This is a genomic window from Paraburkholderia susongensis (assembly GCF_900177725.1).
Lineage (GTDB): Bacteria > Pseudomonadota > Gammaproteobacteria > Burkholderiales > Burkholderiaceae > Paraburkholderia > Paraburkholderia susongensis.
Window position 1 is genome coordinate 148,628 of the sequence record NZ_FXAT01000001.1, and the last position, 25,881, is coordinate 174,508.

20 protein-coding genes are annotated in these 25,881 nt (G+C 63.7%); 8 read left to right on the forward strand and 12 right to left on the reverse strand.

Annotated elements, in window-relative coordinates; translation table 11 throughout:
- Positions 1-295: 295 nt before the first annotated feature.
- From B9Z01_RS00675 to B9Z01_RS00690, 4 genes are all read left to right on the forward strand, one after another.
- Complete coding sequence (locus B9Z01_RS00675; RefSeq protein ID WP_085481131.1) at positions 296-1,087, forward strand: SDR family NAD(P)-dependent oxidoreductase; 792 nt, start codon at positions 296-298, stop codon at positions 1,085-1,087.
- Positions 1,088-1,158: 71 nt separating this feature from the next.
- Positions 1,159-2,916 (forward strand): dihydroxy-acid dehydratase, encoded by a 1,758-nt coding sequence (gene ilvD, locus B9Z01_RS00680; RefSeq protein ID WP_085481132.1) that lies wholly within the window; start codon positions 1,159-1,161, stop codon positions 2,914-2,916.
- A 200-nt stretch (positions 2,917-3,116) separates the two neighbouring features.
- A complete protein-coding gene (locus B9Z01_RS00685) occupies positions 3,117-4,424 on the forward strand; it encodes an MFS transporter (RefSeq protein ID WP_085480345.1) in 1,308 nt (435 codons plus the stop codon).
- A gap of 163 nt (positions 4,425-4,587) precedes the next feature.
- Positions 4,588-5,082, forward strand: a complete 495-nt coding sequence (locus B9Z01_RS00690; protein ID WP_085480346.1) for an ester cyclase — start codon at positions 4,588-4,590, stop codon at positions 5,080-5,082.
- 15 nt (positions 5,083-5,097) lie between these two features.
- Here B9Z01_RS00690 and B9Z01_RS00695 read toward each other — a convergent pair whose 3' ends face one another.
- Positions 5,098-6,030, reverse strand: coding sequence for a LysR family transcriptional regulator (locus tag B9Z01_RS00695; protein WP_085480347.1), 933 nt, complete (start codon positions 6,028-6,030; stop codon positions 5,098-5,100).
- Positions 6,031-6,172: 142 nt separating this feature from the next.
- On the opposite strand from B9Z01_RS00695, the gene B9Z01_RS00700 reads away from it, so the two are divergent.
- Positions 6,173-6,955: an SDR family oxidoreductase gene (locus B9Z01_RS00700; protein ID WP_085480348.1), complete on the forward strand. Its 783-nt coding sequence runs from the start codon at positions 6,173-6,175 to the stop codon at positions 6,953-6,955.
- A gap of 65 nt (positions 6,956-7,020) precedes the next feature.
- Entirely contained in the window at positions 7,021-7,392 is a 372-nt protein-coding gene (locus B9Z01_RS00705; RefSeq protein ID WP_244195892.1) for a nuclear transport factor 2 family protein, read from the forward strand.
- A gap of 102 nt (positions 7,393-7,494) precedes the next feature.
- On the opposite strand, the gene B9Z01_RS00710 is transcribed toward B9Z01_RS00705, so the two are convergent.
- The 4 genes from B9Z01_RS00710 to B9Z01_RS00725 form a co-directional block, all read right to left on the reverse strand.
- A complete protein-coding gene (locus B9Z01_RS00710) occupies positions 7,495-9,204 on the reverse strand; it encodes a thiamine pyrophosphate-dependent enzyme (protein WP_085480349.1) in 1,710 nt (569 codons plus the stop codon).
- Between the two features lie 163 nt (positions 9,205-9,367).
- Entirely contained in the window at positions 9,368-11,158 is a 1,791-nt protein-coding gene (locus tag B9Z01_RS00715) for an acyl-CoA dehydrogenase C-terminal domain-containing protein (RefSeq protein WP_085480350.1), read from the reverse strand.
- A gap of 13 nt (positions 11,159-11,171) precedes the next feature.
- Positions 11,172-12,137 (reverse strand): electron transfer flavoprotein subunit alpha/FixB family protein, encoded by a 966-nt coding sequence (locus B9Z01_RS00720; RefSeq protein WP_085480351.1) that lies wholly within the window; start codon positions 12,135-12,137, stop codon positions 11,172-11,174.
- 15 nt (positions 12,138-12,152) lie between these two features.
- Positions 12,153-12,902 carry an electron transfer flavoprotein subunit beta/FixA family protein gene (locus B9Z01_RS00725; protein WP_085480352.1) on the reverse strand — a complete coding sequence of 250 codons (750 nt, stop codon included), beginning with the start codon at positions 12,900-12,902 and terminating at the stop codon, positions 12,153-12,155.
- 439 nt (positions 12,903-13,341) lie between these two features.
- Here B9Z01_RS00725 and B9Z01_RS00730 point away from each other — a divergent pair, with 439 nt between their 5' ends.
- Positions 13,342-16,080, forward strand: coding sequence for a winged helix-turn-helix domain-containing protein (locus tag B9Z01_RS00730; protein WP_085480353.1), 2,739 nt, complete (start codon positions 13,342-13,344; stop codon positions 16,078-16,080).
- Between the two features lie 97 nt (positions 16,081-16,177).
- On the opposite strand, the gene phaZ is transcribed toward B9Z01_RS00730, so the two are convergent.
- From phaZ to B9Z01_RS00755, 5 genes are all read right to left on the reverse strand, one after another.
- Positions 16,178-17,011, reverse strand: a complete 834-nt coding sequence (phaZ, locus tag B9Z01_RS00735) for a poly(3-hydroxyalkanoate) depolymerase (RefSeq protein WP_085480354.1) — start codon at positions 17,009-17,011, stop codon at positions 16,178-16,180.
- A 74-nt stretch (positions 17,012-17,085) separates the two neighbouring features.
- Complete coding sequence (locus B9Z01_RS00740; protein WP_085480355.1) at positions 17,086-17,502, reverse strand: phasin family protein; 417 nt, start codon at positions 17,500-17,502, stop codon at positions 17,086-17,088.
- Between the two features lie 66 nt (positions 17,503-17,568).
- Positions 17,569-19,203: an alpha/beta fold hydrolase gene (locus B9Z01_RS00745; protein WP_420814642.1), complete on the reverse strand. Its 1,635-nt coding sequence runs from the start codon at positions 19,201-19,203 to the stop codon at positions 17,569-17,571.
- A gap of 169 nt (positions 19,204-19,372) precedes the next feature.
- Positions 19,373-19,849, reverse strand: a complete 477-nt coding sequence (locus tag B9Z01_RS00750) for a MaoC family dehydratase (RefSeq protein WP_085480357.1) — start codon at positions 19,847-19,849, stop codon at positions 19,373-19,375.
- 22 nt (positions 19,850-19,871) lie between these two features.
- Positions 19,872-21,515, reverse strand: a complete 1,644-nt coding sequence (locus B9Z01_RS00755) for a fatty acid--CoA ligase (protein WP_085480358.1) — start codon at positions 21,513-21,515, stop codon at positions 19,872-19,874.
- A 259-nt stretch (positions 21,516-21,774) separates the two neighbouring features.
- Here B9Z01_RS00755 and B9Z01_RS00760 point away from each other — a divergent pair, with 259 nt between their 5' ends.
- A complete protein-coding gene (locus B9Z01_RS00760; RefSeq protein WP_085480359.1) occupies positions 21,775-22,224 on the forward strand; it encodes a hypothetical protein in 450 nt (149 codons plus the stop codon).
- Positions 22,225-22,242: 18 nt separating this feature from the next.
- Here the strand turns inward: B9Z01_RS00760 and B9Z01_RS00765 are convergent, their stop codons facing one another.
- Together B9Z01_RS00765 and B9Z01_RS00770 are read right to left on the reverse strand one after the other, a co-directional pair.
- Positions 22,243-23,736, reverse strand: coding sequence for an MdtP family multidrug efflux transporter outer membrane subunit (locus B9Z01_RS00765; protein WP_085480360.1), 1,494 nt, complete (start codon positions 23,734-23,736; stop codon positions 22,243-22,245).
- The gene (locus tag B9Z01_RS00770) at positions 23,733-25,880 is read right to left on the reverse strand and encodes an FUSC family protein (protein WP_085480361.1); all 2,148 of its coding nucleotides are present in this window, start codon (positions 25,878-25,880) and stop codon (positions 23,733-23,735) included. The genes B9Z01_RS00765 and B9Z01_RS00770 overlap by 4 nt, the downstream gene beginning before the upstream one ends.
- Between the last annotated feature and the right edge of the window lies 1 nt (position 25,881).

Genomic DNA, 25,881 nt, shown 5'->3' on the forward strand with positions numbered 1-25,881 from the left:
CAAAGCATAACAAAGCCGGTCGAGATACGCCGCATGCCCCGACGCTCGTCGGGCGGCACCGGGGACAGCGCCGCAGAGACGCTATAGAGACGCCAAGGAGACGACATGAGTACCCGGTTATCCGGGCGGGACGCGCCGCACTCCGCCGCGTATCCCGCACTGCCCGCTCACCCTCTCCGTCGCTTTGTCGATCGCCGTCGCGCACGCACTGCATGTGTCCTTGCACATGTCGATGCGCACGCGGCAAAACGCAATCGCAAACGGTAACCCATTCATTGCATCGAGGATTCTCAACATGACGCATACCGCAGCGCCGGTCTGCACGATCACGGGCGCGGCAAGCGGCATCGGCGCCGCCACGGCCATGCGCTTCGCACGGGCGGGCTGGTCCGTCGCGATCGGCAATTTCGACGAAAGCACGCGGCACGATGCGCTCGCGGTCGAAGCCGAATGCCGTGCTCTCGGCGCGCAGACGCTGGTGTTCGACGCCGACGTCGGCGACGCCGCCGCCTGCCGCCGTGCTATCGACACGATCGCCGACCGCTGGCGGCGCATCGACGCGCTCGTCAATTGCGCGGGGACGACACGCGCGATCCCGCATCACGCGCTCGACGACATCGACGCCGCCGAATTCGAGCGCGTCTACCGCGTCAACACCATCGGGCTCTTCCAGATGACGCGCGCCGCCGCGCCTTTGCTGCGCGAGTCGGCGCAAGCGGCGCGCAGCACGAGCGTCGTGAATGTGTCGTCGCTCGCCGGGTTGAACGGCACCGGTTCGTCGATCGCATACGCAGCGTCGAAAGGTGCCGTCAACACCATGACTCTCTCTTTGGCTCGCTCGCTCGCGCCACACGTGCGTGTGAACGCGATCGCACCCGGCATGGTCGACGACGGCCTGCTGCAGCGCACACTCCAACCCGAACAATATCGCGACGTGCTTGCACGCATGACCGGGAACTCTCCGCTCAAGCGCGTCTCACAACCAGCCGAAATTGCGGACCTCGCGTTTTTCCTCGTCGATCAGGCACCGGCTATCACAGGGCAGATCATCGCGGCCGAAAACGGTTTTCTGCTCACAACCGCATGATCCCGAAAGCAACCGGTAAGCCGATCGAACAGGCGCTACAGGCAACGAATCGCCCTCACCTCGAGACGAACATGACAGACCTCCACAAGCACCGCTCCCGGATGGTGACCGATGGCATCACGCGCGCGCCGCATCGCGCGTTCCTGCGCGCAACCGGGCTCGATGAAGCGTCGATGCAGAAGCCCTTCGTCGCCATCGTCGACACGTTTGGCGAGAACACACCGTGCTCGATGTCGCTGAACCAGGTATCCGACAATGTGCGCCTCGGCGTGGCCGCCGGCGGCGGCGTGCCGATCCGCGGCACGGCGATCTCGGTATCGGACGGCACGTCGATGAACCACGCGGGCATGCGCATGAGCCTTGTCTCACGCGAAGTGATCGCGGACAGCGTCGAGCTCTTCGTGCGCGCGCACGGCTACGACGCGATCGTCGGCGTCGCCGGTTGCGACAAGACGCTGCCGGGCATGCTGATGGGCATGGTGCGCGTGAACGTGCCGGGCGTGTTCCTGTTCGGCGGTGCGATGCTGCCGGGCACAGCGCCCGGTGCCATTCCGGGCGGTGCGGGCCACGGACTGCAACGCCAGGCGACCATCCTCAATGCGATCGAGGCCGTCGGCGCGGCGCAGCGCGGTGACATCACGCGCACCGAACTCGACGCGATCGAGAAGCGCTGCACGCCGACGGCCGGCTCGTGTCCCGGCCAGTTCACCGCCAACACGATGGCGATGGTCGCCGAAACGCTTGGCCTCGCACCACTCGGCTCGGCGATGGTGCCGGCCGTCTACAGCGAGCGTATCGCCATCGCGCGGCGCGCCGGCGAAACTGTAATGCACGCCTTGCGCTGCGGCGGTCCACTGCCGCGTGATCTCGTCACCGTGAAGAGTCTCGAAAACGCCTGCGCGGCCGTGGCGGCAACGGGCGGTTCGACCAATGCCTGCCTGCACATTCCGGCAATCGCGCACGAGGCGGGTATCCGCTTCACGCTCGACGACGTCGAACGCGTGTTCGCACGCATTCCACTGATCGGCGATCTGCAGCCGGGCGGACGCTATCTCGCGCAGGACCTCCATCATGCAGGCGGCGTGCCCGCTGTGCTCAATGCGCTGCTGGCCGGCGGCCATCTGCACGGCGACGCGCTCACGCTCGCGGGCACGACGCTCGAGGAAGAACTGGCGCACTTCGATGGCCCTGACGGAGAAGTGGTGCGCACCTGTGACGCCCCGCTCTCGCATAACGGTGGCCTCGTGATTCTGCGCGGCAACCTTGCTCCCGATGGCGCGTGCCTGAAAATCGCCGGCCTGAAATCGCTGACGTTCACCGGCACCGCGCGCCTCTTCGAATGCGAGGAAGACTGCATGGCCGTGGTCGCGGCGCGCAGCTATCGTGAGGGCGACGTGCTCGTGATACGCAACGAAGGGCCACGTGGCGGACCCGGCATGCGGGAAATGCTGAGCGTGACGGCAGCGATTTACGGCCAGGGTATGGGCGAGAAAGTTGCGCTGCTCACCGATGGCCGCTTCTCGGGCGCAACGCGCGGCATGTGTATCGGCTACATCGGACCTGAGGCGGCCGCAGGAGGACCGATTGCGCTGCTGCGCGACGGCGACCGCATTCGCATCGACGCGCGCGAGGGCGTGCTGCACGTGGAACTTTCAGACGACGAAGTCGCGCTGCGCCGCGCGCAGATGCCGCCGCTCGAGCCGAAGCGGCTGGCCGGCGTGCTCGAGAAATATGCGGCGCTCGTGCGGCCCGCGCATCTCGGCGCGGTGACGCATTCGGGCAATCTCGACTGGCCCTACGACGCCCCAACGCATGGGGATACCGCATGAACGCGGCAGCGAGGACCGAGGAAGCGGCACCGTGCGTGCGTCTTTGCGGACCCGGAAAGATGGACCTGCCAATGGCTCACACATGCGGTCGAACGAGGCCTGGCTGACGCGGACATTTCGCAGATGGTGACGGTAGCGCCCGACTGAAGATGCACCGATGTATGCATTGCAAAACGACATATAAGATCACGGAGACAAGCATGCCAACACTCGAATCCACGCCCGCGCTCGGTGCTTCCGGTGAGCGCCTCACCGCGAGCCAATGGCGACTGCTCGTGCTCGCAAGCCTCGGCGGTGCGCTCGAGTTCTATGATTTCGTCGTCTACGGCGTATTCGCGCAGTTCATCGGCGCTGCGTTCTTCTCGATGCTCAATCCGATGATGTCGCTCGTGATGTCGTTCGCCGTTTTCGCCATCGGCTATCTTTCCCGGCCTATCGGCGGAATGGTGCTGAGCTGGTTCGGTGATCGCTATGGCAGGCGGCGCGTGTTCATCGTCTCGGTGATCGTCGTGTCGCTTTCGACAATCGGCATGGGCCTCGTTCCTACCTACGCGAGCTGGGGGCTCACGGCAACGTTCACGATGATCGGCCTGCGGCTGATTCAGGGCTTCTGCCTGGGCGGCGAGCTGCCGGGCTCGATCACCTATGTCGTCGAGACGGTACCGCGGCGTGCGGGCTTCGTCTGCGGCATCGTGTTCTTCTTCGTGAATTCGGGCGTGCTGCTCGCGGCGAGCATGAACCTGTTCGTGCACGCGGTCCTCACACCCGCCGCGATACCCGTCTACGGATGGCGCATCGCCTTCGTGTTCGGCGGGTTGATCGGCTTGCTCGGCTTCTGGTTGCGCCGCAAGCTCGAAGAGACGCCCGAGTTTGCCCACATGAAGCATCTTGCGTCGAAGCATCCGTTCGCCGAACTATGGCGCGAGCACTGGCGCGCCGTGTTGGCCGGCGTGCTCACGACAGCGGCAACGGCGGGCTACAACGGCCTGCTGTTCGCGCATATGCCGGCATACCTCGACAAGGTTCTCCACTACGACCCGCATGCGGCCGCCGTGGGTCAGAATGTTGCGCTCGCGACGGCATCGATCGGTATCCTGATCGTCGGATACATCGGCGACCGCGTGCCGCGGCGTTATCTGATGCGCGCGGGTGCCCTTATTCTCGCCGTGCTTGCGCTGCCCTTTTACTCCGCACTCGTCGCGCGCAGCATCGATCTGATTCTGCTGATGTTCCTCGCCGGCCTGGGCGCGGCACTCGTCAGCGGCACGTTTGCATGCATCATCGCCGATATGTTTCCCACGCGCGTTCGCTTTAGCGGTGTCGCCATCGCGTTCAATCTGAGCTTCACGCTTTTCAGCGGCACGGCGCCGCTGATCGGCACATGGCTCATCAGCAGGACCGGCACGCCGGTGGCGCCGGCCTGGTTCATGATGGCGTGCGCACTCCTGACGTTTCTTGCCACCTTCCCTTTAAAGGCATTGAGTGGAAAAATTGGCGCTGCTGGATGAGATCCGCCTTCGAAGGGTCCCGGAAAAAGGACACCCTGACAGCAGGACTCTCCCGCTCCTTCCGGCTTTGTCCGTCTGAAGATGTTGCTGTGAACACAGCCGGCGGGAAAGCAGGCAACCAGTGGGCCCTGATTCCCGGTTAAAACAACGAAGCGGAGCATGAATGAACAGACGAGACTGGATTGCCCGTGGATTGACGGCATCAGCATGTGCCGCCTTACCCGCCTCCGGCGCGATGGCGTTTTCCGATGGTAAGCCAGATGTTGTGATGCGCTTTGCGAAAGCGCTCAGTGAGCGCGACATCGACGCCTTCGCGGCCCTGTTCTCATCGAATTACGTGAACCATCAGTTCAGCGCCGCCAGCCCGCCATCCGCCGGGGGAACGGCAAAGGAGCTGACGGTCAGGCTGTTCCGCGCACGTATCGACGGCATGGCGGACCTTAAGGTAGTCGTCGACAAAGCATTGACAGAGGGTGACAGTTGCGCGGCCAACTTCACTTATGAAGGTACCCATACGGGTTTGTACATGGGTGTTCCGCCCACCGGCAGGCGTCTGCGGTTCTCGTCATGCGATATCTTCAGGATTAGCAATGGCTTGATCGTGGAGCACTGGGGCATGGGGGATATTGCCGGTTTGATGGCGCAGCTTAAGGGGTGACATGCATTAGCCATCTCAATGCATGCCCCCAGTTCCAAGTGTTGATGGATTTTGAATGCGTTCATAGAGCTGCGTCACCCAGTCGGCGAATACCCGCACCTTGGTACTGAGTTGGCGGCTTGGTGCATAGGAGATGTAGATATCCAGAGGCTTCGGCCGCCAGGCATCGAGAATAACCACGAGATCACCGCGCTCGACGGCGGCCCGCACCATGAAGTCAAGGGTGTGCACTATCCCGATGCCGGCCAGTGCCGCTGCCAGGTGGGCATTGCTTTCATTGACCATGACATTGCAGTGCGGATGAATCTCAAGTGGCTTGCCGTCATCGAGAAAATGCAGCGGCTGTATGACCCCGCTCTGCGCTGAGAAATAGCCCGCGACGGGAAAGCCGTCATCGAGGATTTGCTGCGGATGAGCCGGCACGCCATAGCGCGCCAGATAGGCTGGGCTGGCGCAAGTGGCCCAGGCGAGCGAACCGATCTTGCGGGAAATCAGAGCGCCATCGTCCGCGGTGCTGCGAATGGCGCAATCGATGTTTTCGCCGATCACGTCGACAGTGCGATCGGTGACGCCAAGCTGCAACTGGATATCCGGATAGCGCGCGCAGAAATCAGGCAGCGCGGGAATCAGCAGGCCACTCGCCGTCGAGCCGCCAATGTCCACTCGCAGCCGGCCACGCGGGTTGGCTCGCGCACGGCCAAGGGTGGCCTCGACGTCGTCCAGCTCGGCCAGCAGATGTTTGGTGCGTTCGTAGTACGCCGCCCCGTCACTGGTCACGCTGACCCGTCGTGTACTGCGTTCAAACAGCTTCACCCCGAGATGTTTCTCCAGAAACTGGATCGACTTGCTCAGCGTTGCGTTGGGCATCTGCAGCGATTCCGCCGCGCGGCTGAAGCCGCCGGTTTCGACAACACGAGCGAACGCACGAATGGCCTGCAGGTGATCCATGGCGGTTTCCCCTGTCCCCTATGACTGGCGTATTTTTTCCAATTGTGAATAAAGAAGTCACGAATGACCAGTTTATTCCTTTTCTGACCAGGCATAAATTGAACACCGTCACGCGGCATGTGCCGCTTTCCGGAGTTCTCTCATGCAGATTTCAGACCTCACCAACCTTCACGCCGCGAGGCACACCGGCAAAATCGCCTTGATCACCGGGGGCAGCTCCGGCATCGGCCTCGCCACCGCGAGGCGCCTCGCCCGCGAGGGTGCGATCGTCTTCATCACCGGCCGTCGCCAGAGTGAATTGGACAAGGCCACGGCTGACATCGGGCACGGTGTCACGGCCATTCAAGGCGACGTTGCCGTGGCGGCGGACCTGGACCGTATCTTCACCACGATCAGGAATGCGCATGGACGCCTGGACATCCTGTTCGCCAATGCAGGCGGTGGCGAATTTGCCGCGCTTGGCACGATCACGGAAGCCCAGGTGGATAAATACTTCGGCATCAACGTCAAGGGCACGTTGTTCACCGTGCAGAAGGCGCTGCCATTGATGGGCAAAGGCAGCGCCATCGTGGTGACCGGCTCGATCGCCGCTAACCAGGGCACGCCATCCTTCGGTGTCTACGCAGCGACCAAGGCCGCGCTCCGATCGTTCGTGCGCACCTGGGCCTCCGATCTCAAAGGCCGGGATATCCGCGTCAACCTCATCGCGCCCGGTGTGGTGGTCACGCCGGCCTACAAGTCCGAGTTGGGCATGAGCGAGCGGGATATCGAGCAATACCTCGTGGACGTAGCGAACCGCACGCCGCTCGGGCGTGCGGCAAGCGCGGACGAGATGGCGAAGGCCATGTCGTTTCTCGCTTCCGACGATGCGAGCTACATCACCGGTACGGAACTGGTGGTCGACGGCGGCATGACGCAGATCTGAACGCGTACGAACGTGGAAGCTCGCTACCGCCGCAGCCCCGATCATCCATCATAGGAATCCTTATCATGAACATGTCTCACACCATCCCGACCTTACTGCTTCGCAACCTCAGCGATGTTTTCGGCGAGATAGATCCCGTCCGCCGGCGCGCGGCACTCAAAGAACTCTTCCACGAGGACGCTGTCTTCTACGACCCCAAGCAGGGCGTATATCGCGGACATGCCGCGATCGACCAGATAGCCGGTGCGATCAAGGCAACGCATCCCGACTTTCAGTATCAGCCGATCGCCGAACCGGAGACGACCGGCGACGGCGGCCGGGTCAAGTGGGTCTCCGGCACCCCGGGCAAGGCGCCGGAATATGCCGGCACCGACTTCATCATTGCGCGCGACGGCAAGATCGCTGCCGTCTACCTTTTCTTCGATCCGCTTCCCTGAGGTGGGGGGCCGGACTTCGCCTTCGGCCCGCGGCGGAACCCTGCGAGAGTAGTCGTCGAGTTCCGGGGCCCAGCGGATTACGACGCGCTGACTGCGCAAGTCCTACAAATTTTCGCGGATCATCGCGAACACGTCGGCGGACTGCCCCTGCAGCAGCGCCTTCGCCGAATACAGGACCATGCCGTACGCAGCGCCCCACTCTATCTTCGGCGGCATCACGAGCGTCATCGTGTCCACCTTGACGTTCAGAAGCGCGGGGCCGGGCGCGTTCAACCACATCACGACGGCGTCTTCGAGTTCATCGGCTTTCGTCACCGTGCGCCCCCATAAGCCGATCGCTTCGGCGACCTTGCCGAAGTCCGGATTTTGCAGACCCGTGTAGAGCGGAAGCATGCCTTCGGACTTCTGCTCGATGTCGATAAATCCAAGCTTGCCGTTGTCGAACACCACCACCTTGATGGGCAGCTTCTCCTGCACCGCCGTCATGAGCTCGCCGAACAGCATGGCGAGGCCGCCGTCGCCGGACATGGAAATCACCTGGCGTCCAGGCTGGCACTTCTGCAGCCCCAATGCCATCGGCAGGGCCGCGGCCATCGTGCCGTGCAGCAGACTCGAAAACACCCGGCGTTGTCCATTCGTATCGATATGCCGATAAAGCCAGACAGTAGGCGTCCCATCGTCGGCGCAAAAGAGTGCATCGCTCGCTGCGTGCCGGTTGATCAGCTCGGTCAGATAGATGGGCGGGATCGTGCCGCGGCTCGACGCGACGGCCTTGGCGCGATGGGTTTCCACCGCGCGGGCATGCCGTTCGACGAGCTTGTCGCGGAACTCGGTCGATGTGCGCGGTTCGAGGCGCGGCAGCAGAGCCTCCATCGTGGACTTGATCTCGCCGACCAGCCCCAGCGTGACCGGATGCCTGCGCCCGAGATGATCGGGCGCGATGTCGATCTGGACGATTTTGGCCTTCTGCGGGTAGAACTGCCGCCATGCGAAGTCGGCGCCCAGCATGAGCAAGGTCTCGCATTCGGATACCGCCAGATAGCCCGCTTCGCCACCGATGATGCCCGTCATGCCGACGTTGTACGGATTGTCGTGTTCAAGCGCGTCCTTTGCGCGGGACGTGTGGGCAATCGGCGCTTTGAGCCGCTCGGCTACGGCAAGGATCTCGGCGTGAGCGCCACGGCATCCCGAGCCTCCATAGATCGCGATCTTCTCGCCTGCATTCAGGATCTCGGCGACACGGTCGAGGTCCGCGTCGCTCGGCCGGACCACGGGCACATTGGTATGGACCGAGTACGGAACGTCGTCGCTCGTACTGGCATGGGCGATGTCGACTGGAACGATCAGCACGGCTACGCCACCCTTCGCAATGGCGGTCTGACAGGCAATCACCGCTTTGCGGCGTGCCTGCTGCGGCGTAATGATCATGTCGCAGAAAACACTGCACGATCCATAGATCGCCTTGAAATCGACTTCCTGCGGAAAGTTGAAACCGATTTCCTCGCTCGCCACCTGGGTTGCGATCAGAACAACCGGAGCCCGATTACGGTTCGCGTCCACGAGGCCGTTAATGAAGTGAAGGCTGCCCGGGCCGCAGCTTCCCGCCACGGCGGTCAGATTGCCGGTCAACAGGGCTTCGGCTTCCGCGGCGAACGCCCCGGCCTCCTCATGACGCACATGGACCCACTCGATGTCGCTCTCGTTAATGTGGTGGGCGATGAGATTCAGCGTATCGCCGACGATGCCGTAGCAGCGCTTTACGCCCGCCTGCTCGAGAACTTCGACGATGATTTCCGCAACTTCCTTGCTCATGGACGTCTCCGGGCCCTGACTTGTCTCGATGATAGTGAGCAGGAGGAAGCGCGGCTATTACATAAAACTGGAATCCGCCGCGTGTACGCCGATGAACCCGACTTCGACTATGCGTGCGCATGACGCTTCACGGCGCGGCCTTCCCCCTTGTTGCACGTTCGATTCAGAACTGCTCGATCGACATGTCGACTGCACCGGATGCACCGCGCAGGATCGCCGTTTGAAGGGCTTGAACTTTCGGCAAGATCTTGTCCGCGTAGAAACGCACAGTGGCGAGCTTCGTGCGGTGAAATTCCTGATCCTCACCGGCTGCCTCTTTTTTCGACGCCACCAGCGCAGCGCGTGCCATCTGCCATCCGCCGCACACGTATCCAGTCATCATCAGATAGTCGACGGAGCTCGCCAGCGCGCCATCGATGTCTGTCGACAACGCGGACAGCATCCACTTCGTCGCGTCTTCGAGCGCCTGCGCACTTGCCGCGACGGCCGTACCAATCGGCGCGAGCCGTGCGTCCGTGCTTTGCCCGGCTTCCAGCGCAACGCTACGCATCTCCGCGACGAGCGCGGACATCGCGGCTCCGCCGTCCGAGGCGAGCTTTCGTCCCACCAGGTCCGCGGCCTGAATGCCGGTCGTGCCTTCATAGATCGTCGCGATGCGGGCATCGCGAAGAAACTGGCACGCGCCGGTTTCCTCGATGTAGCCCATCCCGCCATGCACCTGCACGCCGAGCGACGCGATCTCGACACCCAGTTCGGTGCACCAGCCCTTCAGCACCGGAATCAGCAGATCGACCCGCGCCTGATGTCGCGCACGTTCGCTATCGTCCGGATGCCGGTGCGTGCGATCCATGTCGGCCGCCATCACGTAGGCGAACGCGCGCATCGCTTCGATCTGGGACTTCATCGTCAGCAACATGCGACGGACATCCGGGTGATGAATGATGGCGACCGCCTGGCCTGAGCGGCTTGCCGCCAGACGTCCCTGCACGCGCTCGTTCGCATACTCCCGGGCTTGCTGGTAGGCGCGCTCCGCCATCGCGAGCCCCTGAATGCCGACCTTCTGGCGCGCTTCGTTCATCATCGTGAACATGTGCGCGAGGCCTTTGTTCTTCTCGCCGACCAGATAGCCGATCGCGCCGTCCTTGTCGCCGAAGCTCATCACACAGGTCGGACTCGCGTGGATTCCCAACTTGTGCTCGAGGGACACGCAGTGAACGTCATTGCGCTGCCCCGGCGAGTCGTCGGCGTTCAGCAGGAACTTGGGCACGAGGAACAGCGAAATCCCGCGCACGCCTTCCGGTGCATCGGGTGTGCGGGCGAGGACGAGATGGATCACGTTGTCCGTCATGTCGTGGTCGCCCCACGTGATGAAGATTTTCTGGCCGTAGAGACGATACTGATTACCGTCCGGCACGGCCTTCGTGCGTACGGCGGCGAGATCCGATCCAGCCTGCGGTTCGGTCAGGTTCATCGTGCCCGTCCACGCACCGCTGATGAGTTGAGGCAGATAGCGCTGCTTGAGATCCTCCGAGCCATGCTGCCGCAATGCCTCGGTGGCGCCGGCCGTCAGCAGCGGGCACAGCGCGAACGCCATATTGGCGGAATTCCACATCTCCACGGTGGCCGCATGCAGCAGTTCGGGCAGGCCCTGGCCGCCGAACGCGGGGTCGCCGCTGAGGCCGCTCCACCCTCCCGCGGAAAATTGCCGGTACGCCTGCGCGAAACCGTCCGCTGCGACCACGCCGTCCTGCGTCAGACGCGCGCCCTGCCCGTCGCCGGTTTTATTGAGCGGCGCGAGCACTTCGGCCGCGAGCTTCGCGGCTTCTTCGAGTACGGCATCGGCCAGTTCAGGCGTGACCTCGTCGAGGCCCGGCAGCGACGACAGCGCGTCGAGATCCGCCAGTTCCGTCATCACGAAACGCATGTCGCGCAGCGGTGCAATATAGGTGCTCATCGTTTGTCCCGAATCAGTTCTGTTGCAGTTTGGCCAGTTCGCCGGACAGTTCCGGCAACACCTTGAAGAGATCCCCGACGATCCAGTAGTCGGCAACCTGGAAGATCGGCGCCTCTTCGTCCTTGTTGATGGCGACAATCACCTTCGAGTCCTTCATCCCGGCCAGATGCTGGATCGCGCCGGAGATGCCCACGGCGATATACAACTGTGGAGCGATCACCTTGCCGGTCTGACCGACCTGGTAGTCATTCGGCGCAAAGCCGGCATCCACCGCCGCGCGCGACGCGCCCACCGCTGCGCCAAGCTGGTTGGCAATGTCGTCGAGCAGTGCGAAGTTCTCGGGCGACCCCATGCCTCGGCCGCCCGAAATCACCCGTTGCGCGGACGTCAGTTCGGGGCGCTCCGAGCGCGTCAGCTGCTGACTCACGAAGCGCGAGCCTTGCACTTCGGGCGCGTGCTCCAATGCTTCGATCGCGGCCCCGCTGCTTTCCGTCTTTGCCGATGCCGCTGCCGCTGCCGCCGCAAAGGCTGTCGTTCGAACGGTGATGACCTTGACGGTGTCCGCGCTTCGCACCGTTGCGAGCACATTGCCTGCGTAGATGGGGCGCACGAACGTATCGGCGGACTCGACGGCAACGATGTCCGAGATCTGTGCAACGTCGAGCAGCGCGGCCACGCGCGGCATCACGTTCTTCGCGGTCGTGGTGGCCGGCGCCATGATGTGGCTGTACGGCCCGGCGATCTTCACGATGAGCGCGGCGAGGTTCTCGGCCAACGCGTGACCATAGTGCGCGGCATCGGCCACGAGCACGCGGGTCACGCCGCTAACGCGGGCGGCCTGCTCGGACACCTTCGCGCATTGCGCTCCAGCCACGAGAACATGAATGTCGCCGCCAAGACGCGCGGCGGCCGTGATGGCGTTCAGCGTCGCCGCCTTGAGCGCCTGATTGTCGTGCTCTGCAATAACGAGTACGGGCATGTCTCTCTCCTTCGATCAGATGACGCGAGCAACGTTTTTCAACTTGCTCACCAGTTCCGCGGCATCGGCCACGCGCACGCCCGCTGCGCGCTTCGTCGGCTCCGCGAGCTTCAGCGTCGTCAGCCTCGGCGTGACGTCGACACCAAGCGTCTGCGGCGTCACCACGTCGAGCGGCTTTTTCTTCGCCTTCATGATGTTGGGCAGCGTGGCGTAGCGCGGCGTGTTCAGGCGCAAATCGACGGTGACGATGGCGGGCAGATCGACTTCGATGGTTTCCAGACCGCCGTCGATCTCACGCGTCACCGTGGCCTTTCCCGCCTCGAGCGTCACCTGCGAGGCGAACGTCGCCTGCGGCCAGCCAAGCAGCGCCGCCAGCATCTGGCCCACCTGGTTGGCGTCGTCGTCGATGGCCTGCTTGCCGAGCATCACCAGTTGCGGCTGCTCCTTGTCGACCAGCGCTTTCAAAAGCTTCGCCACCGCGAGCGGCTGCAAATCCTCGCTCGACTCGATCAACACCGCACGATCCGCGCCGATCGCCATTGCCGTGCGCAGCGTTTCCTGGCATGCCGGCACGCCGCAAGACAGCGCGACCACCTCGGTCACGGCACCCGCTTCCTTCATGCGCACGGCCTCTTCCACGCTGATTTCGTCGAACGGATTCATCGACATCTTCACGTTCGCGATATCGACGGCGCTGCCGTCGGCCTTCACGCGAACCCTCACGTTCGCATCCACGACGCGCTTGACAGGTACCAGTACTTTCATTGACGACTCCGTGTGTACAAAAGCATTTCATCCGGCCAGCCACGCGAGCGGCCGCAAAGAGAGGGCATCGTTCGGAACGTTTCGGGGCGCGCTCATCCACGTGCACAACCGCCCTGCGCCCTACGTGATGGCAGGAGCGGCCCCTTACCCTGTGGTCCGGGCTTGTGCATCGCAGCACGATGCGTGCGCCGCACACGCCTTCTTCTTCGAGGTGGTTGGCGTATCATCGGGTCAACCGTGCACCGCATAGGCACACGCCTCGCCAGCCACCCCAGGCGGTAAATCGGCGCACAGAACCGTTGTCCGGCCGCACTTCGATCTCCTCTATGGAATCTATGGTGACTCCGCGTGGCGTTGCGCAATATCCCCCGTATAGGGGAGCGCGTTGGCATGGGCGGGGGATGACAGCCAGGGTCGACCCGAGTGCCCGGAGCCGCCGATGCAAGTAATCGATGTAATCGCGCCAGCCAGGCCCTCTCTGCTTCTCGCTACGAAGCTGCTGCCGCCGCGCATGCCGAGGGGGTTGATCGATCGCCCGCGGCTGATCGATCTGGCGGCGCTTGCCGAAGACAAACGGCTCACGGTCATCAAGGCGCCCGCGGGCTTCGGCAAGACCTCGCTCGCGCTCGCGTGGCTCGACCAGTTGCGCACGAGCGGCGCGCACGTTGCCTGGCTTTCGCTCGATACCGACGACGACGAACCCGCCCGCTTTCTGCACCATCTCGCGCAGGCATTGCGGCATGCTTGCGGCAACATCGGTGCGTCGGCGATCGGCCTGACCGCCGACGCCTCCCTCGTTCCCGCGCAGTCCATCGTGGCGACGCTGATCAACGAACTGGTCGAAGTCGATGAGGAGGTCTATCTTTTCCTCGACGACTATCACCTGATCAACCTTCCCGTCATTCACGAAGTCGTAGCGTTCTTCATCGAACACATGCCGTCGCACGTGCACGTGGTGGTGTGCACCCGGGTCGATTCCACGCTGCCGCTGGCGCGCTTGCGGGCGAGGAATGAACTGCTGGAAATCGACGCAGCGGCGCTGCGCTTTAACTTCGAGGAAACGCAAAGCTTCATCGAACGCGAGTGTCGCGGCAAGCCGGACGCTTCCACCATCAAGTCGCTGTTCGCGAGCACCGAGGGTTGGGCCGCGGCGCTACGCATTTCGGCCTCGGTGCTGGCCCGGAAAGACCATCCGCCGGGGGCGGAATCAGGCACGCCGTCCGGTGCGTCCCGGCCGTTCGCCGCCTACCTCGAAGACATGCTGAAACATCTGCCCGCGGAGATGGTCGAGTTCATGCTGCGCACGGCGATCCTCGATCGGCTGAGCGCGTCGCTGTGCGCGGCGGTGACGGGCGTCGGCAACAGCCAGGGCATGCTGGAAGCGATCGCCGAGCGCCAGCTTCTGCTGGAGCCGATGGACGTCGAAGGACACTGGTTCCGTTATCACCATCTGATGCGCGACTACCTGTGCCAACGGCTTGAAACGCAGCACCGCGACGAGGTGGCGGACGTGCACCGCCGCGCGTGTCAGTGGTACGCGCAACAGGAGCAATGGACGGACGCTGTCCGGCACGCCATCGCCGCAGGCGCGACCGACGACGCGATCTCGCTGATGGGCCGCTGCGCGATGGCGCTCGTGACGAAAGGCGATCTGCTCACGCTGCTGGGCTGGCAGCGCCAGTTCCCGGCGCACCTGATGCGCGGACAGGTACAGGTCAGACTGGCGATCGCCTGGGGCATGGCGCTCGCATTACGCTTCGACGACGCGCTGGCGATGCTCGACGCGCTGGCGCACGACACCGCCAGCGGCGCCGACACCGACCACATACGCTGGGAATGCGAGGCGATCCATGCTGTGCTCGCCGCGTTGCAGGACGATCCGCAACGCGCGCTCGCGATGGCGCAGGCCTGTCTCGCGCGGCCGTCGACCGATGTCTGGACCACCAACGTCGTGTCCAACGTCGTGCGGTTCGGGCACTGGAAAGCAGGCAACCTCGAAGCGCTGTACGCGACACCCTGGGTGCCCTATTCGATCGAAGAGGACCAGCGAAATGTGTTCTCCTCGGTGTACCGGCTGTGCCTGCTCGGCCACACGGAAATGCAGCAGATGCACTTCGTGCTTGCCGAGCGGTATTTCATGGAATCGATGCATCTCGCCGAGCGTTATTCCGGCCCGCAGTCCATTTCCGCCGCCTTGTGCGCGCCGATGATCGCGCAGATCCGCTACGAGCAGGGCCGTCTGGATGAGGCCGAGGCGCTGCTGCTCGATCTGATGCCCATCGTCGATCTGGCCGTCCTGCTGGATAGCGTGCTGATCGCGTATCGCCTGCTCATCCGGATTGCGGTGGCGCGTTCGAATTCCGCGCACGCGTACGTGCTGCTCGACCGCGCGCAAACTCTCGGCTATCAGCGCGGCTGGCGTCGCCTCGTTGCAGCAGCGCTGGTCGAGCGCACGCGGCTGCATATCAGCGAAGGAAGAATGGCGGAAGCCTCCGCGTGTGTTTCTCAACTCGACGGACTCGCGGGCGAGGATACGCAATCGTCTCCACCTGTGTCGGCGGAAATAGACAACTATCGCGCACTCGCCACGGCCTGCGTGGCGATGGCACAGGGCCGAACGGACGCCGCCGTCGAAGATTTGAGCGCCGCACGGCACAGCGCCGAAAGCCGTCACGTCGACTACCTCGCTTTACGCCTGCGAACCACGCTCGCGCTCGCGTGGATGAACGCGGGCAAAGTTCACGAGGCGATCGAGGTGTTTGGCGAGGTCGTGAAAATAGCCGCGTGCACAGGCCTTTACCAATCCATCCTCGACCAGGGTCCTGAAATCGGGCCGCTATTGCAGGCGGTTCGCGACGCGACGCGCAATACCGCGCAAACGAAGGACGTGGCGAATTACATCGACCGTCTGCTGGATGGCTGGCGTGCGCTCTATCAGCCCGGCAGCGCGTCGGCGCGTGAGCGTGACGCCGAACGCGAATCGCTGAGCGCGCGAGAACGCGATATCGTCGGGCTGATCGCGCAAGGGCTGTCGAACAAGGAAATCGCGCGCAATCTCGGGATCGCACCTGAGACGGTCAAATCCCACGTGAAGAGCATTTTCGTCAAACTGGCGGTCGACAAACGCGCGCATGCCGTCGCACGCGCGCAAGCGTTGGGACTGCTAGGCAATAGCTAGACGATCCGCCGACCGTACCGGCTTCGGCAAACGATCGCGGCCACGCTAGCCACAAATACGCAACGGTTCGCGCTTCGATCGCCGCGAGTCCGCAAGCTCAACTCCCCTCCCGGCGCAGAAATTCGCGCACGACAGGCGCAACCTCCTTCGCCCGCGTGATGAGAAACAGGTGGCCGTCGTCGATCACATACAGCTCGGCAGCGGGGATGCGCGCCGCAAGAATTCTGGCGTTGGACAGCGGCACGATGGGATCGTCGTTGCCGTGCATGACGAGCGTCGGCTGACGCAAGGTGCAGAGCCAATGCAGACTGGTCCAACCCCAGGCGGCCATCAGTTGATAAAGGTATCCGCGGCCGCGCGGCGGCTGGATATGGCGGCCGTGCTCCTTGAGCAGGTCAGGATCGCGCCGGTAAGCACCGCCGTAGATCTCCGGCCCGACCTCTTGCAGATAGGCCGGATCGGTATAACGTCTCGGACCGATCAGCTTCGACAGAACGGAGAGTCTGGCCGGCACCATCAGCACACCGGGCGAAGTCGCGGCGAGGATCAGTCTGCGGCAGCGCACCGGATACTGCCGCGCGAACTGCTGCGCGAGCGCGCCGCCCCACGATACGCCGAGCACGTCGACAGCCCCGTCATACCCTAGCCGCCGCAACAGCTTGTCGGCTAACACGCAGAGTGTCGAAAAGCGATAAGGCGCGAGCGGCAGCGGCGAGCCGCCCACACCGGGAATGTCGAAAATGACGACGCTGACGTCGTCCAGCGCTTCGACGAACGGCTCGACGAGTTCCAGATTGGCGCCGATGCCGTTGAAGACGAGAAGCGGCGCAAAGGCATCGCTGCCGTGCCGGATGCCGACGCGCACGAACTGGCCGTCCAGATCGATCATCCGGATTTCCATGCTGCTGACAGACTCGGGACTGGTATTCATTTTTTTCATCCGGACACAGGCTTCTCGCAACGCACAGCATCGTGGTATCGGCGCCAGACGACGCCCTCGCTGTATCACCGCGCGCGTTGCAGCAGCGCCTTCAACTCCTCGACATTCTCGGCGACGCGCTTCGAGATCACCGCATAGCTGTCGGCCTGGGCGCGGTACGCCGTGTGGGCGAGTTCCTGCATGTCCGTCAGTGCCCTGTGCAACGCCTGTTGTACTGCCTCGCCCGCGGCCGGCTTGTTCTGCGCCGCACTCTGCTGCGCGACCAGCGACTGGAGCTGCGTCATCGTCGCGTTCAGAATCTCCATCTGTTTCTGGCCGAGCGACTGCATGCCCGTCAGCGCCGCCGTGTTGGCGGCGGCCAGTGCTTCGATGTCCTTGCGGCGCGACTCCAGAATGGCGTTCGCGTCGACGCCGGGCAGCTTGAACTGCTTGATGAGCTTGATGTATTCAGCAAAAAGGCTGTTGGGATTGGTCGATTCCATACTAAGTTCTCCAGATAAAGTAAATTGAGTTGCTGACGGCGCACAACGCCGTCAGCGTGTTGCACGTCAGGCTTGCATGACGTAGGTTCCCGGCGCCGCCGTTAGCGACGGATGCCGTTCATTGCCGAGCGCCGCGGGCGCGGCGCGCCGTTCGCCGGAACGCGCGGCCAGCCAGTCTCGCCAGTCGCTCCACCACGAATCCTTCTCGATCTGCGCACTCGCGAGCCATGCGTCGGCGTGCGCCGGCAGCTCGGGATTCATGTAGAACTTTGCCTTCGGATTGCCCGGCGGGTTGATCAGACTCTGAATGTGGCCGCTCGAACTGAGCACGAACCGCGTATCGCCGCCGAACAGCCGGGCCGTGTTGTAGACACCTTTCCACGGCGTAATGTGATCGGTGATGCCGGCCACCACGTACTTGTCGCACGTCACGTCGGACAGATCGATCGGCGTGCCGAGGATGCTCAGCGCGCGAGGCTTCGTGAACAGGTTGCCGATGAAAATGTCGAGCAACTGGCCGTGCAGCCCGGCGGGTAAGCGCGTCGTATCGTTGTTCCAGTACAGGATGTCGAATGCGGGCGGCGTCTTGCCCATCAGGTAGTTGTTGACCCAGTAGTTCCACACCAGGTCGTTGGGCCGCATCCACGCGAACACGCGGCCCATCTCTTCGCCGGCGAGCACGCCACGGGACGTGCTGTTCTGCTTGGCCGCCGCGATGGCCTCCGGTGTCGCGAAGAGACCGAGTTGCGAATCCGCGGTGTTGTCCAGCACAGCGACCATCAGCGTGGCGGCGTTGACGGTTTCTTCGCCGCGGCTCGCCAGATGTCCGAGCAAGGCCGAGATGGTCATTGCGCCGGAGCAGGCGCCGTGCAGATTGACGTCGTCGCTGCCCGTGATGTCGCGCACCGCCGTAATCGCTTCGAGCAGCGCCGTGACGTAGGTGTCGAGATCCCAATGAGCTTGCGCGGCGGTCGGATTGCGCCAGCTCACCACGAAGACCTGAAACTCGTTCTTCACCAGATAGTCGACGATGCTCTTGCCTTCCGAGAGATCGAACACGTAGTACTTGTTGATCTGGGGCGGCACGATCAGTTGCGCACGGCCATAGACGTGCGGGGTCGACGGGGCGTACTGGATCAGCTCCAGCACTTCGTTGCGAAACACCACGGCGCCGCGCGACGTGCCGAGGTTCTTGCCCACCTCGAATGCCGTCTTGTCGACCTGAGCCGGCATGCCCTGATTTTTCAGCATGTCCGTCACGATGTTCCTGAAGCCGCCCAGCAGGCTCGCGCCGCCGGAATCGATGACCTTCTTGAGGGCCGCGGGGTTGCCGAGCAGCGTGTTGGTCGGCGACAGCGCGTCCGTGAACAGCGACAGCACGAATTGCGCGCGCTCCTTGGTCTTCGGGTCGAGTCCGGAGCGGTCGACAAACCCGGACAGCGCATCACGCCACGCGAAATAACCCTGCATCGTCATTCTGTACCACGAATTGTCGCGCCACGCCGGGTCGCCGAAGCGCTTGTCCGCCGCCGGCGGCGTGCCTTCCCCGTTACCGCTCAGCACGGCAATCAGCTCGCGAACCAGCTTCGCTTCCTGCTCCACGAGCAAAGCCGGTTGCCGAAAAGCCTGCGCGCCGATCTGCTGCGCGGTGGCGAGAACGTCGCGCGGACGCAGTCCAACAAACGGGTTGGGGCCCAACATGCCTTCTGTCGCGGACGCCGCGAGATCGTCCGCCGGTTCGCCGCGCGACAGGTCTTCCGTCGTTGCCGCCGCAGTTGCCGCTGTCGTTGCCGCCGTCGTTGCCTCAATAGTTGCCGCCATTTTGCCGCTCCTCAAACTTTCATCAGCTTCGTTCATCACACACGTCCGCTCAGGCGATCAGCATCGCCAGCGTCTCGGCGATCAGCGCCGGTTTGTCCTCGCCGTCGATCTGCAATTCGTTCTTCGTCTTGACGATGACCCTCGCGCCGTCCTTTCTGTCCACCGCGAGCAACGTCACGCGGTTTCGCACACGCGCTCCGGCTTTCACGGGCGTCATGAAGCGCACCTTGTCGAGCCCGTAGTTGAGACCGGCGGACGCGTCCTCGGGAATGACGCCGGTTTCGATCGCGAGCGCCGCCAGCAGCGAAAGCGTCAGATAACCGTGCGCGATGGTTCCGCCGAACGGACTCTCGCGCTTGGCGCGCTCGACGTCCACGTGGATCCACTGCGTGTCGCCCGTGCATTGCGCGAAAGCGTCGATGCGTGCCTGGTCGACGACGACCCAGTCGGACACACCCAGTTCCCGACCGACGAATTCCTCGATCGTGGTGATGCTGTATTTGATGCCGTATTTATCGATGTTCATCGTGATTGCTCCTCGTGACCGGTCAGGCGAACTGCGCGCGCAGCCACTTCTTGTTCGCCTTGCCGACACTGGTCTTCTCCAGCGCGTCGACGAACCTGACGATTTGCGGCACCGCGTACTTCGAGATACGTCCCGTTGTACTGAACGTCAGCACATGACGCTTGATGTCGTCCTCGGTGACCACGGCGCCCTCATGCAGCACCACCAGCGCCACCGGCCGCTCGCCCCATTTCTCGTCGCTGATGCCGATAACGGCGACTTCGGCCACGCCCGGGTACAGCGAAATCAGGCTTTCGATTTCGAGCGACGAGACCCATTCGCCGCCCGACTTGATCACGTCCTTCATGCGGTCGGTGATCTGCAGGTTGCCCGTCGGGTCGATATTCGCGATGTCCTGCGTGTGCAGGTAGCCGCCGCTCCAAAGGTGAGCGGACGCTTCGGGGTTGTTCAGGTAGCCCTGGGTCAGCCACGGCGCGCGCGCGACGATCTCTCCATACGCTTTGCCGTCGTGGACGACCTCCTCCATGTTTTCGTTGACGACGCGCAGATCGACGAGCGGTATCGGCAGCCCCGTCTTGCAGCGCAGGCGCAACTGTTCATCGGCGTCGAGCGCCTCGGCGCCGGGCGGCAATTGCGCGAGACTCAGCACCGGACACGTTTCGGACATGCCGTAGCCCGCGAAGATGTCGATGCCGCGTTCGAGCGCGGCACGCGCGAGTCCGTGCGTGAGCGCCCCGCCGCCGATGATGATCTTCCACTTGCTGAAGTCGGCGGACCTGGCTTCAGGACAGTTGAGCATCATGTGCAGGATCGTGCCGACGCAATGCGAGAACGTCACGCCTTCGTCGCGCACGAGCTGCACCAGCCGGTCCGGCATGTAGCGTCCCGGATAAACCTGCTTCACACCCAGCACGGTGGCGATATAGGGCATGCCCCACGCGTGCACGTGGAACATCGGTGTGAGCGGCATATAGACGTCGCCGCGGTGAAAGCGCTGCCCGGATTCGGGGCTCGACAGCGCCGCCATCACGGTAATGGTGTGCAGCACCAGTTGGCGATGCGAGAAATAGACGCCCTTGGGCAGACCGGTCGTCCCGGTCGTGTAAAACGTCGTGGCGCGCGTATTCTCGTCGAAGTCCGGAAAGTCGTAGCGATCCGAACTCGCGGCAAGCATGGCCTCGTATTCGGTGGAGAACGGAATCGAGTGCGTACTGGCCTCGCTGCCCTCCTCGTCGATCCAGACGAAGGTACGCACCGTTTCGAGCTGGTCCTTGATCGCCTCGACGACAGGCAGAAAATCGGTGTGAACGAACAGTATCTCCGCACCGGCGTGATTGATCGTGTAGGCGATCTCGGCCGGCGACAGGCGCACGTTGACCGTCTGCAGGACGGCGCCCATCATCGGCACCGCGAAATAGCATTCGAGGTAACGGTGACTGTCCCAGTCCATGACCGCGACGGTGCTGCCGTGCCGCGCGCCGAGCTGGTTCAGCCCATTGGCGAGCCGCGCGATGCGCTCGCGCAGCGTCGAATAGGTCATCCGTACTTGCCCGCGATACACGATCTCCTGGTCCGGCGCCTGAACGAACGACGTGTGCAACAGTTGCTTGATCAGCAATGGATAAGCATAGGCCGAGGGCGTGGTGGCCGTGGCATCGTCCCGCATCTGAATCTCCTTGAGTCCTGAACTGGATGGCGGGCAAACACGGCTTCATTGCTGCGTCGGCTTGCTGTGTCGTCCCGATAGACAAATGATCGGCGCGAACGCGATCTGGACATATCCCCTGAACGGGGGAGCCGGACGGGTGATGCGGGAGGGACGGCTCGCGTGGGCGCGCAGCGCTAAAAAGTCGCGCTCGGACCGGGAAAAATGTCCGCACGGGCACTAATATGAATAACCGTGACAGGCAATGAGAGGATGCTTCATGAACGCATCGGCCATCTCCGCGCTGGCTGCACTGGTCGGCGCCGCCATCGGCGGCCTGACCTCGGTTCTCGCCAGCTGGCTGACCCAGCGCACCCACGTTAGAGCGGAGTGGCTCACGCATGACCTCACCTGGCGGCAGGACCTGTACAAGGCGTTCATCGAGGACGCGACGAACTGCTATGTCCACGCGCTGCAACACAGCGAGCCCGATCTCGCCGCGCTCGGCAATCTCTACGCGAAGATCAGCCGCATGCGCGTGCAGTCGTCGCGCCAGGTCGCGGACGAAGCCGATGTGATCGGACGCAAGATCGTGGACACCTACCTCGCGCCGGACAAGACCTTTATCCAGATTCACGAGATGCTTGCGGATGGTTCGATCGACATTCTCGGCAAGTTCAGCGATGTGTGCCGCGCGGAATTCGCGTCGCTGCGCGCCCAGCAGATCTGAACCCTATCCGTGCGCCGTTCAGCGCGGTTTCAGCTCGACGGGCGGGTCGGCGCGATAGCCGCCGCCGAGCGCCTTCGTCAACGCGATCTCCTGGCTGAGCGTCTGAGCGTTGAGCGTGAGCAGTTCAGCCTGTGCCGCGATGACGGGCTGGTGCGCTTCGAGCGCCGCGAGCTGGCTCGTCAGTCCGCGCCGGTAAGAGGCTTCGACGCTGTCTCTCTCGAACGCAACCGATTCGATCCGTTGCGTCTGCAACCCGGTCTCCGTATCGAGAGCCTGCAGACGGCTGCCGGCTTGCGCGACATCGCGTACCGCGTCGAGAACGGCCTGGTTGTACTGTTCGATCAACAGATTGCTTCCCTCGCGCGCGCCGCTCAGGTTCGCGTTGAGCCTGCCGCCGTCGAAGATCGGCAGATACAGGCCCGGAATCAGGTTGATCTGCTGGCTTGCGTGCGTGAAGAGATCCGCGAGATGCAAAGCGTCGAAGCCGAAGAATGCCTTGATGTCGAAGCTCGGATAGAACGCCGCCTTCGCCGCATCGATCCGGCTGAACGATGCCTGTACGTACCATCGCATCGCCTGCAGGTCAGGGCGCCGGGCGAGCAGTTCGTAGGAAAGCGTCGCCGGCAGCGCCGCCTGCGAGCGCGGCAGCGAGACAGGTTCGATGGCGGGCAGGCCGTTGGGTCCCGCGCCGACCAGCGCCCGCATCGATTCGCGAAGCTGCTTGATCTGCCCTTGCGCCGACACGATCTGCCGTTCGACGGCCAGTTGCTGCGCCCGTGCTTCTTCGAGCGGGGTGCGAGATTCGACACCGCGCGCCGCACGCGCTTCGTGTGCCTGCACCGCGAACATCGCTATCGCATGCGATTCGTTCAGCAGGTCGATGAGCTGATAAGTCGTCTGGATGCCGTAGTAAAGCTGCGCGACATCCGTCGAGATTTCGAGTTCGACCGCGGACGTCTCGGCAAGACGCGCGTTGCTGACACCGAGCGACGCGGCAATCTGCGCGCGCTGCTTGCCCCAGAGATCGATGTCGTAGCTTGCGCCCAGCCCGACGATGCCCTCGGTGTACCACGGCCCGGTCAGCCCCGCTTCGGGTTCGTTCTTCGCGAACGGTCCAAGAAAACCGTTCGCGGAAACGTGAGTGCGATCCAGCGACGCCAGCGCGGCCACCTGTAGACTCGATCCCGCTGCGGCGAGCTCCACGTCAGACTTCGCCTGCGCCACGCGCGTGCGCGCAATCACCATCGTCGGCGCATTGGCGAGCGCCTGATCGATCAGCGCGTCGAGCTGCGCATCGTGATAGCGCGTCCACCAGCGCGCATCGGGCCAGCCGTCGCGCGCGAGGTGGATGTCGCTCGCGAGGTTGATCTGCTCGGGCGCAATCTCGGCATAGGGCTTGCCGTTGTGGTGGATCAGCGCGCATCCCGGCAGCATGGTGGATAGCCATGCGACGCAGAAGAACAGGAAGCGGCGACGCCATCGCCGGCTGCGTACACCCGAGCGCGCTTTCATGTTCGCATCGCCGGTGAAGCGGTCGCCGCAACGGCTGCGTCGACGCGCCAGTCCGGCAAGCCCGCGACCTGCCGCGCGAGCTCGTCCGCGGCGGCGATCAGCAACCCGTCAGCCGGTTCGACAGCTTGCGCGGCGATCCCGATGCGTTGCGGCGCGCGGGCGTCGGGCGGGCTGTCCGCAACTTGATCCGCGTATCGCTCGAGTTCGACGCACGCCTGTTCCTGTGCCGCGCGCACGGCATCGACCGTTCGCGGGTTCGGCGATCCCGCTTGCGCCGCCTGTGCTGCTTGTGCGCTATGCAACGCATCGCCCGCCAGCATGATTTCGCGTCCCTGCGCGAGAACCGTTTGTGCGCGCAATGTCAGTTGCTCCTGTTCCCCGTCCCCTTCCTGCCAGTTGGGTTCGAGCGCGACACGCGAAAGCATCGCCTCGCAATCGGCCAGCATGGCCCACGTCTGCAACTGGCGCTGCGCCTCGGGTAGCACATCGGGCAGCACATCGGGTAACGCACCGCGCGTCCCGGCGTCTGCCTGCGTGCTGCGCAGTTGCGCGGCAATCGCGCGCAGCAGGGTTGCGAGCTTCCGCCGTAGCGCGTCGCCCTCACCTTCCCGCCAGAACGACATCTGCACGAAGGTCGCCACGCCGACACCCAGCACAATGCCGACCATGCGGTCGCGGATTTCCGTGAGGTTCGTGGTTGGACCGAACTGTTCGAGCAGCGCGAGCGAGAAGGTGAACATCACCTGAATGCCGGCATAGCCGATCCGCTCCGAGCCGGCCGCGATCCACGCGCCGAGCGCGACCACGGGCAGCGTCATCAGCAGCAGACCGACGATGTCGTCGAGATGCGGCACGACGAACACCACCATGAACAGTGCCAGCGCGCTGCCGATGCTGGCCCCGCTCACCCGCAGCAACGCGCGCTGTGTCGATGCGCCGAGGCTCGGCAGCGCGACGACGAGGCAGGTCAGCATGATCGTGTGAATGCCCTGCCAGTCGACGGCGTTGTAGAACACGTAGCAGCCGAGCACGGCGAGCAGCGTCTTCAGCGAAAAGCGCAGGTACGCGGGATTGGTCCATGCGTCGGGCGCGACCATCGGTTCGCTCGCGGGCGGCTTGCTCGCTGCCGTGGCGCTTCCGACCAGATCGGCGAAGGCGCGCAGCGCCCGCTGCATGTCGGCGGCAGCGGGAATCGCGTCGGCCACATTACGCTCTTCCGGTGTCGCCGTGCTCACGTAGCGATAAGGAGCGCCCGCCATCACCGCTTCGTCGAGCGCGCGGCCATTCGCGCGCAACTCGAGCAACATCGCCCGTTGCGCGGCCGATGCGGGTTGCCAACCAGGCGGCAAATCACTCGCTCCGCGATAAAGACGCGACACGGTCGCAATGCACGCAAGCTGCAACGCCTGATGCTCGCGATAGTGGGCATCACGCATCGTCGTGAACCGCAGCAGCTTCTGCAGCGTCAGCGCGCCTTGCTGGACGGCCGCCAGCGTGATCGGCCCGGCGTGCGTCGTGCCGTCGATCAACTGCGTCAGGCACGCGTCCAGCGCCGCCAGTTGCCGATGGATCTCCGCCTTGAGCTGCAATTGCGGTTCGGCGGGCAGCAGCAACGTGTTGACCACGAGCGTCAGTGCGATCGGATAATTGACGGACACCCACACCCACAGCACCGCGCGAATCAGCAGGTCGGCCTGATCGGTCTGGTCGACGAAACTCTGCACGTAGATCACGACGATCGCGACGATAAAGAACACCACGCCGATTTTCAGTACCCGCATCAGGTACACGCTGCCGAGGAACACCAGACTCGCGGTCACGATGCGCAGCAACGGATAGTCGAACGTGAACTTGAGCAGCAGGATCGACAGACCGATGGCGAGCGTCGAGCCAACGATGAACATCACGCCGACCAGCCGTGTGACCACCACGTTCGACTGCGTGACGTAGAACACCACCAGCAGGGACAGCGCGAGCGACGGCACCTCGAGCGCCATCGACACGACTATCACGATGGCGCTCGTCAGCATGCAACGCAGCATCACATTGAGACGCCCAGGGAAAGGCGCCAGCTCGCGTGTGAGGAAAGCGCCCGCATCGCGCAGCATATCGGGCATACGGGGCAGATAGTCGGCGGTGGTCATG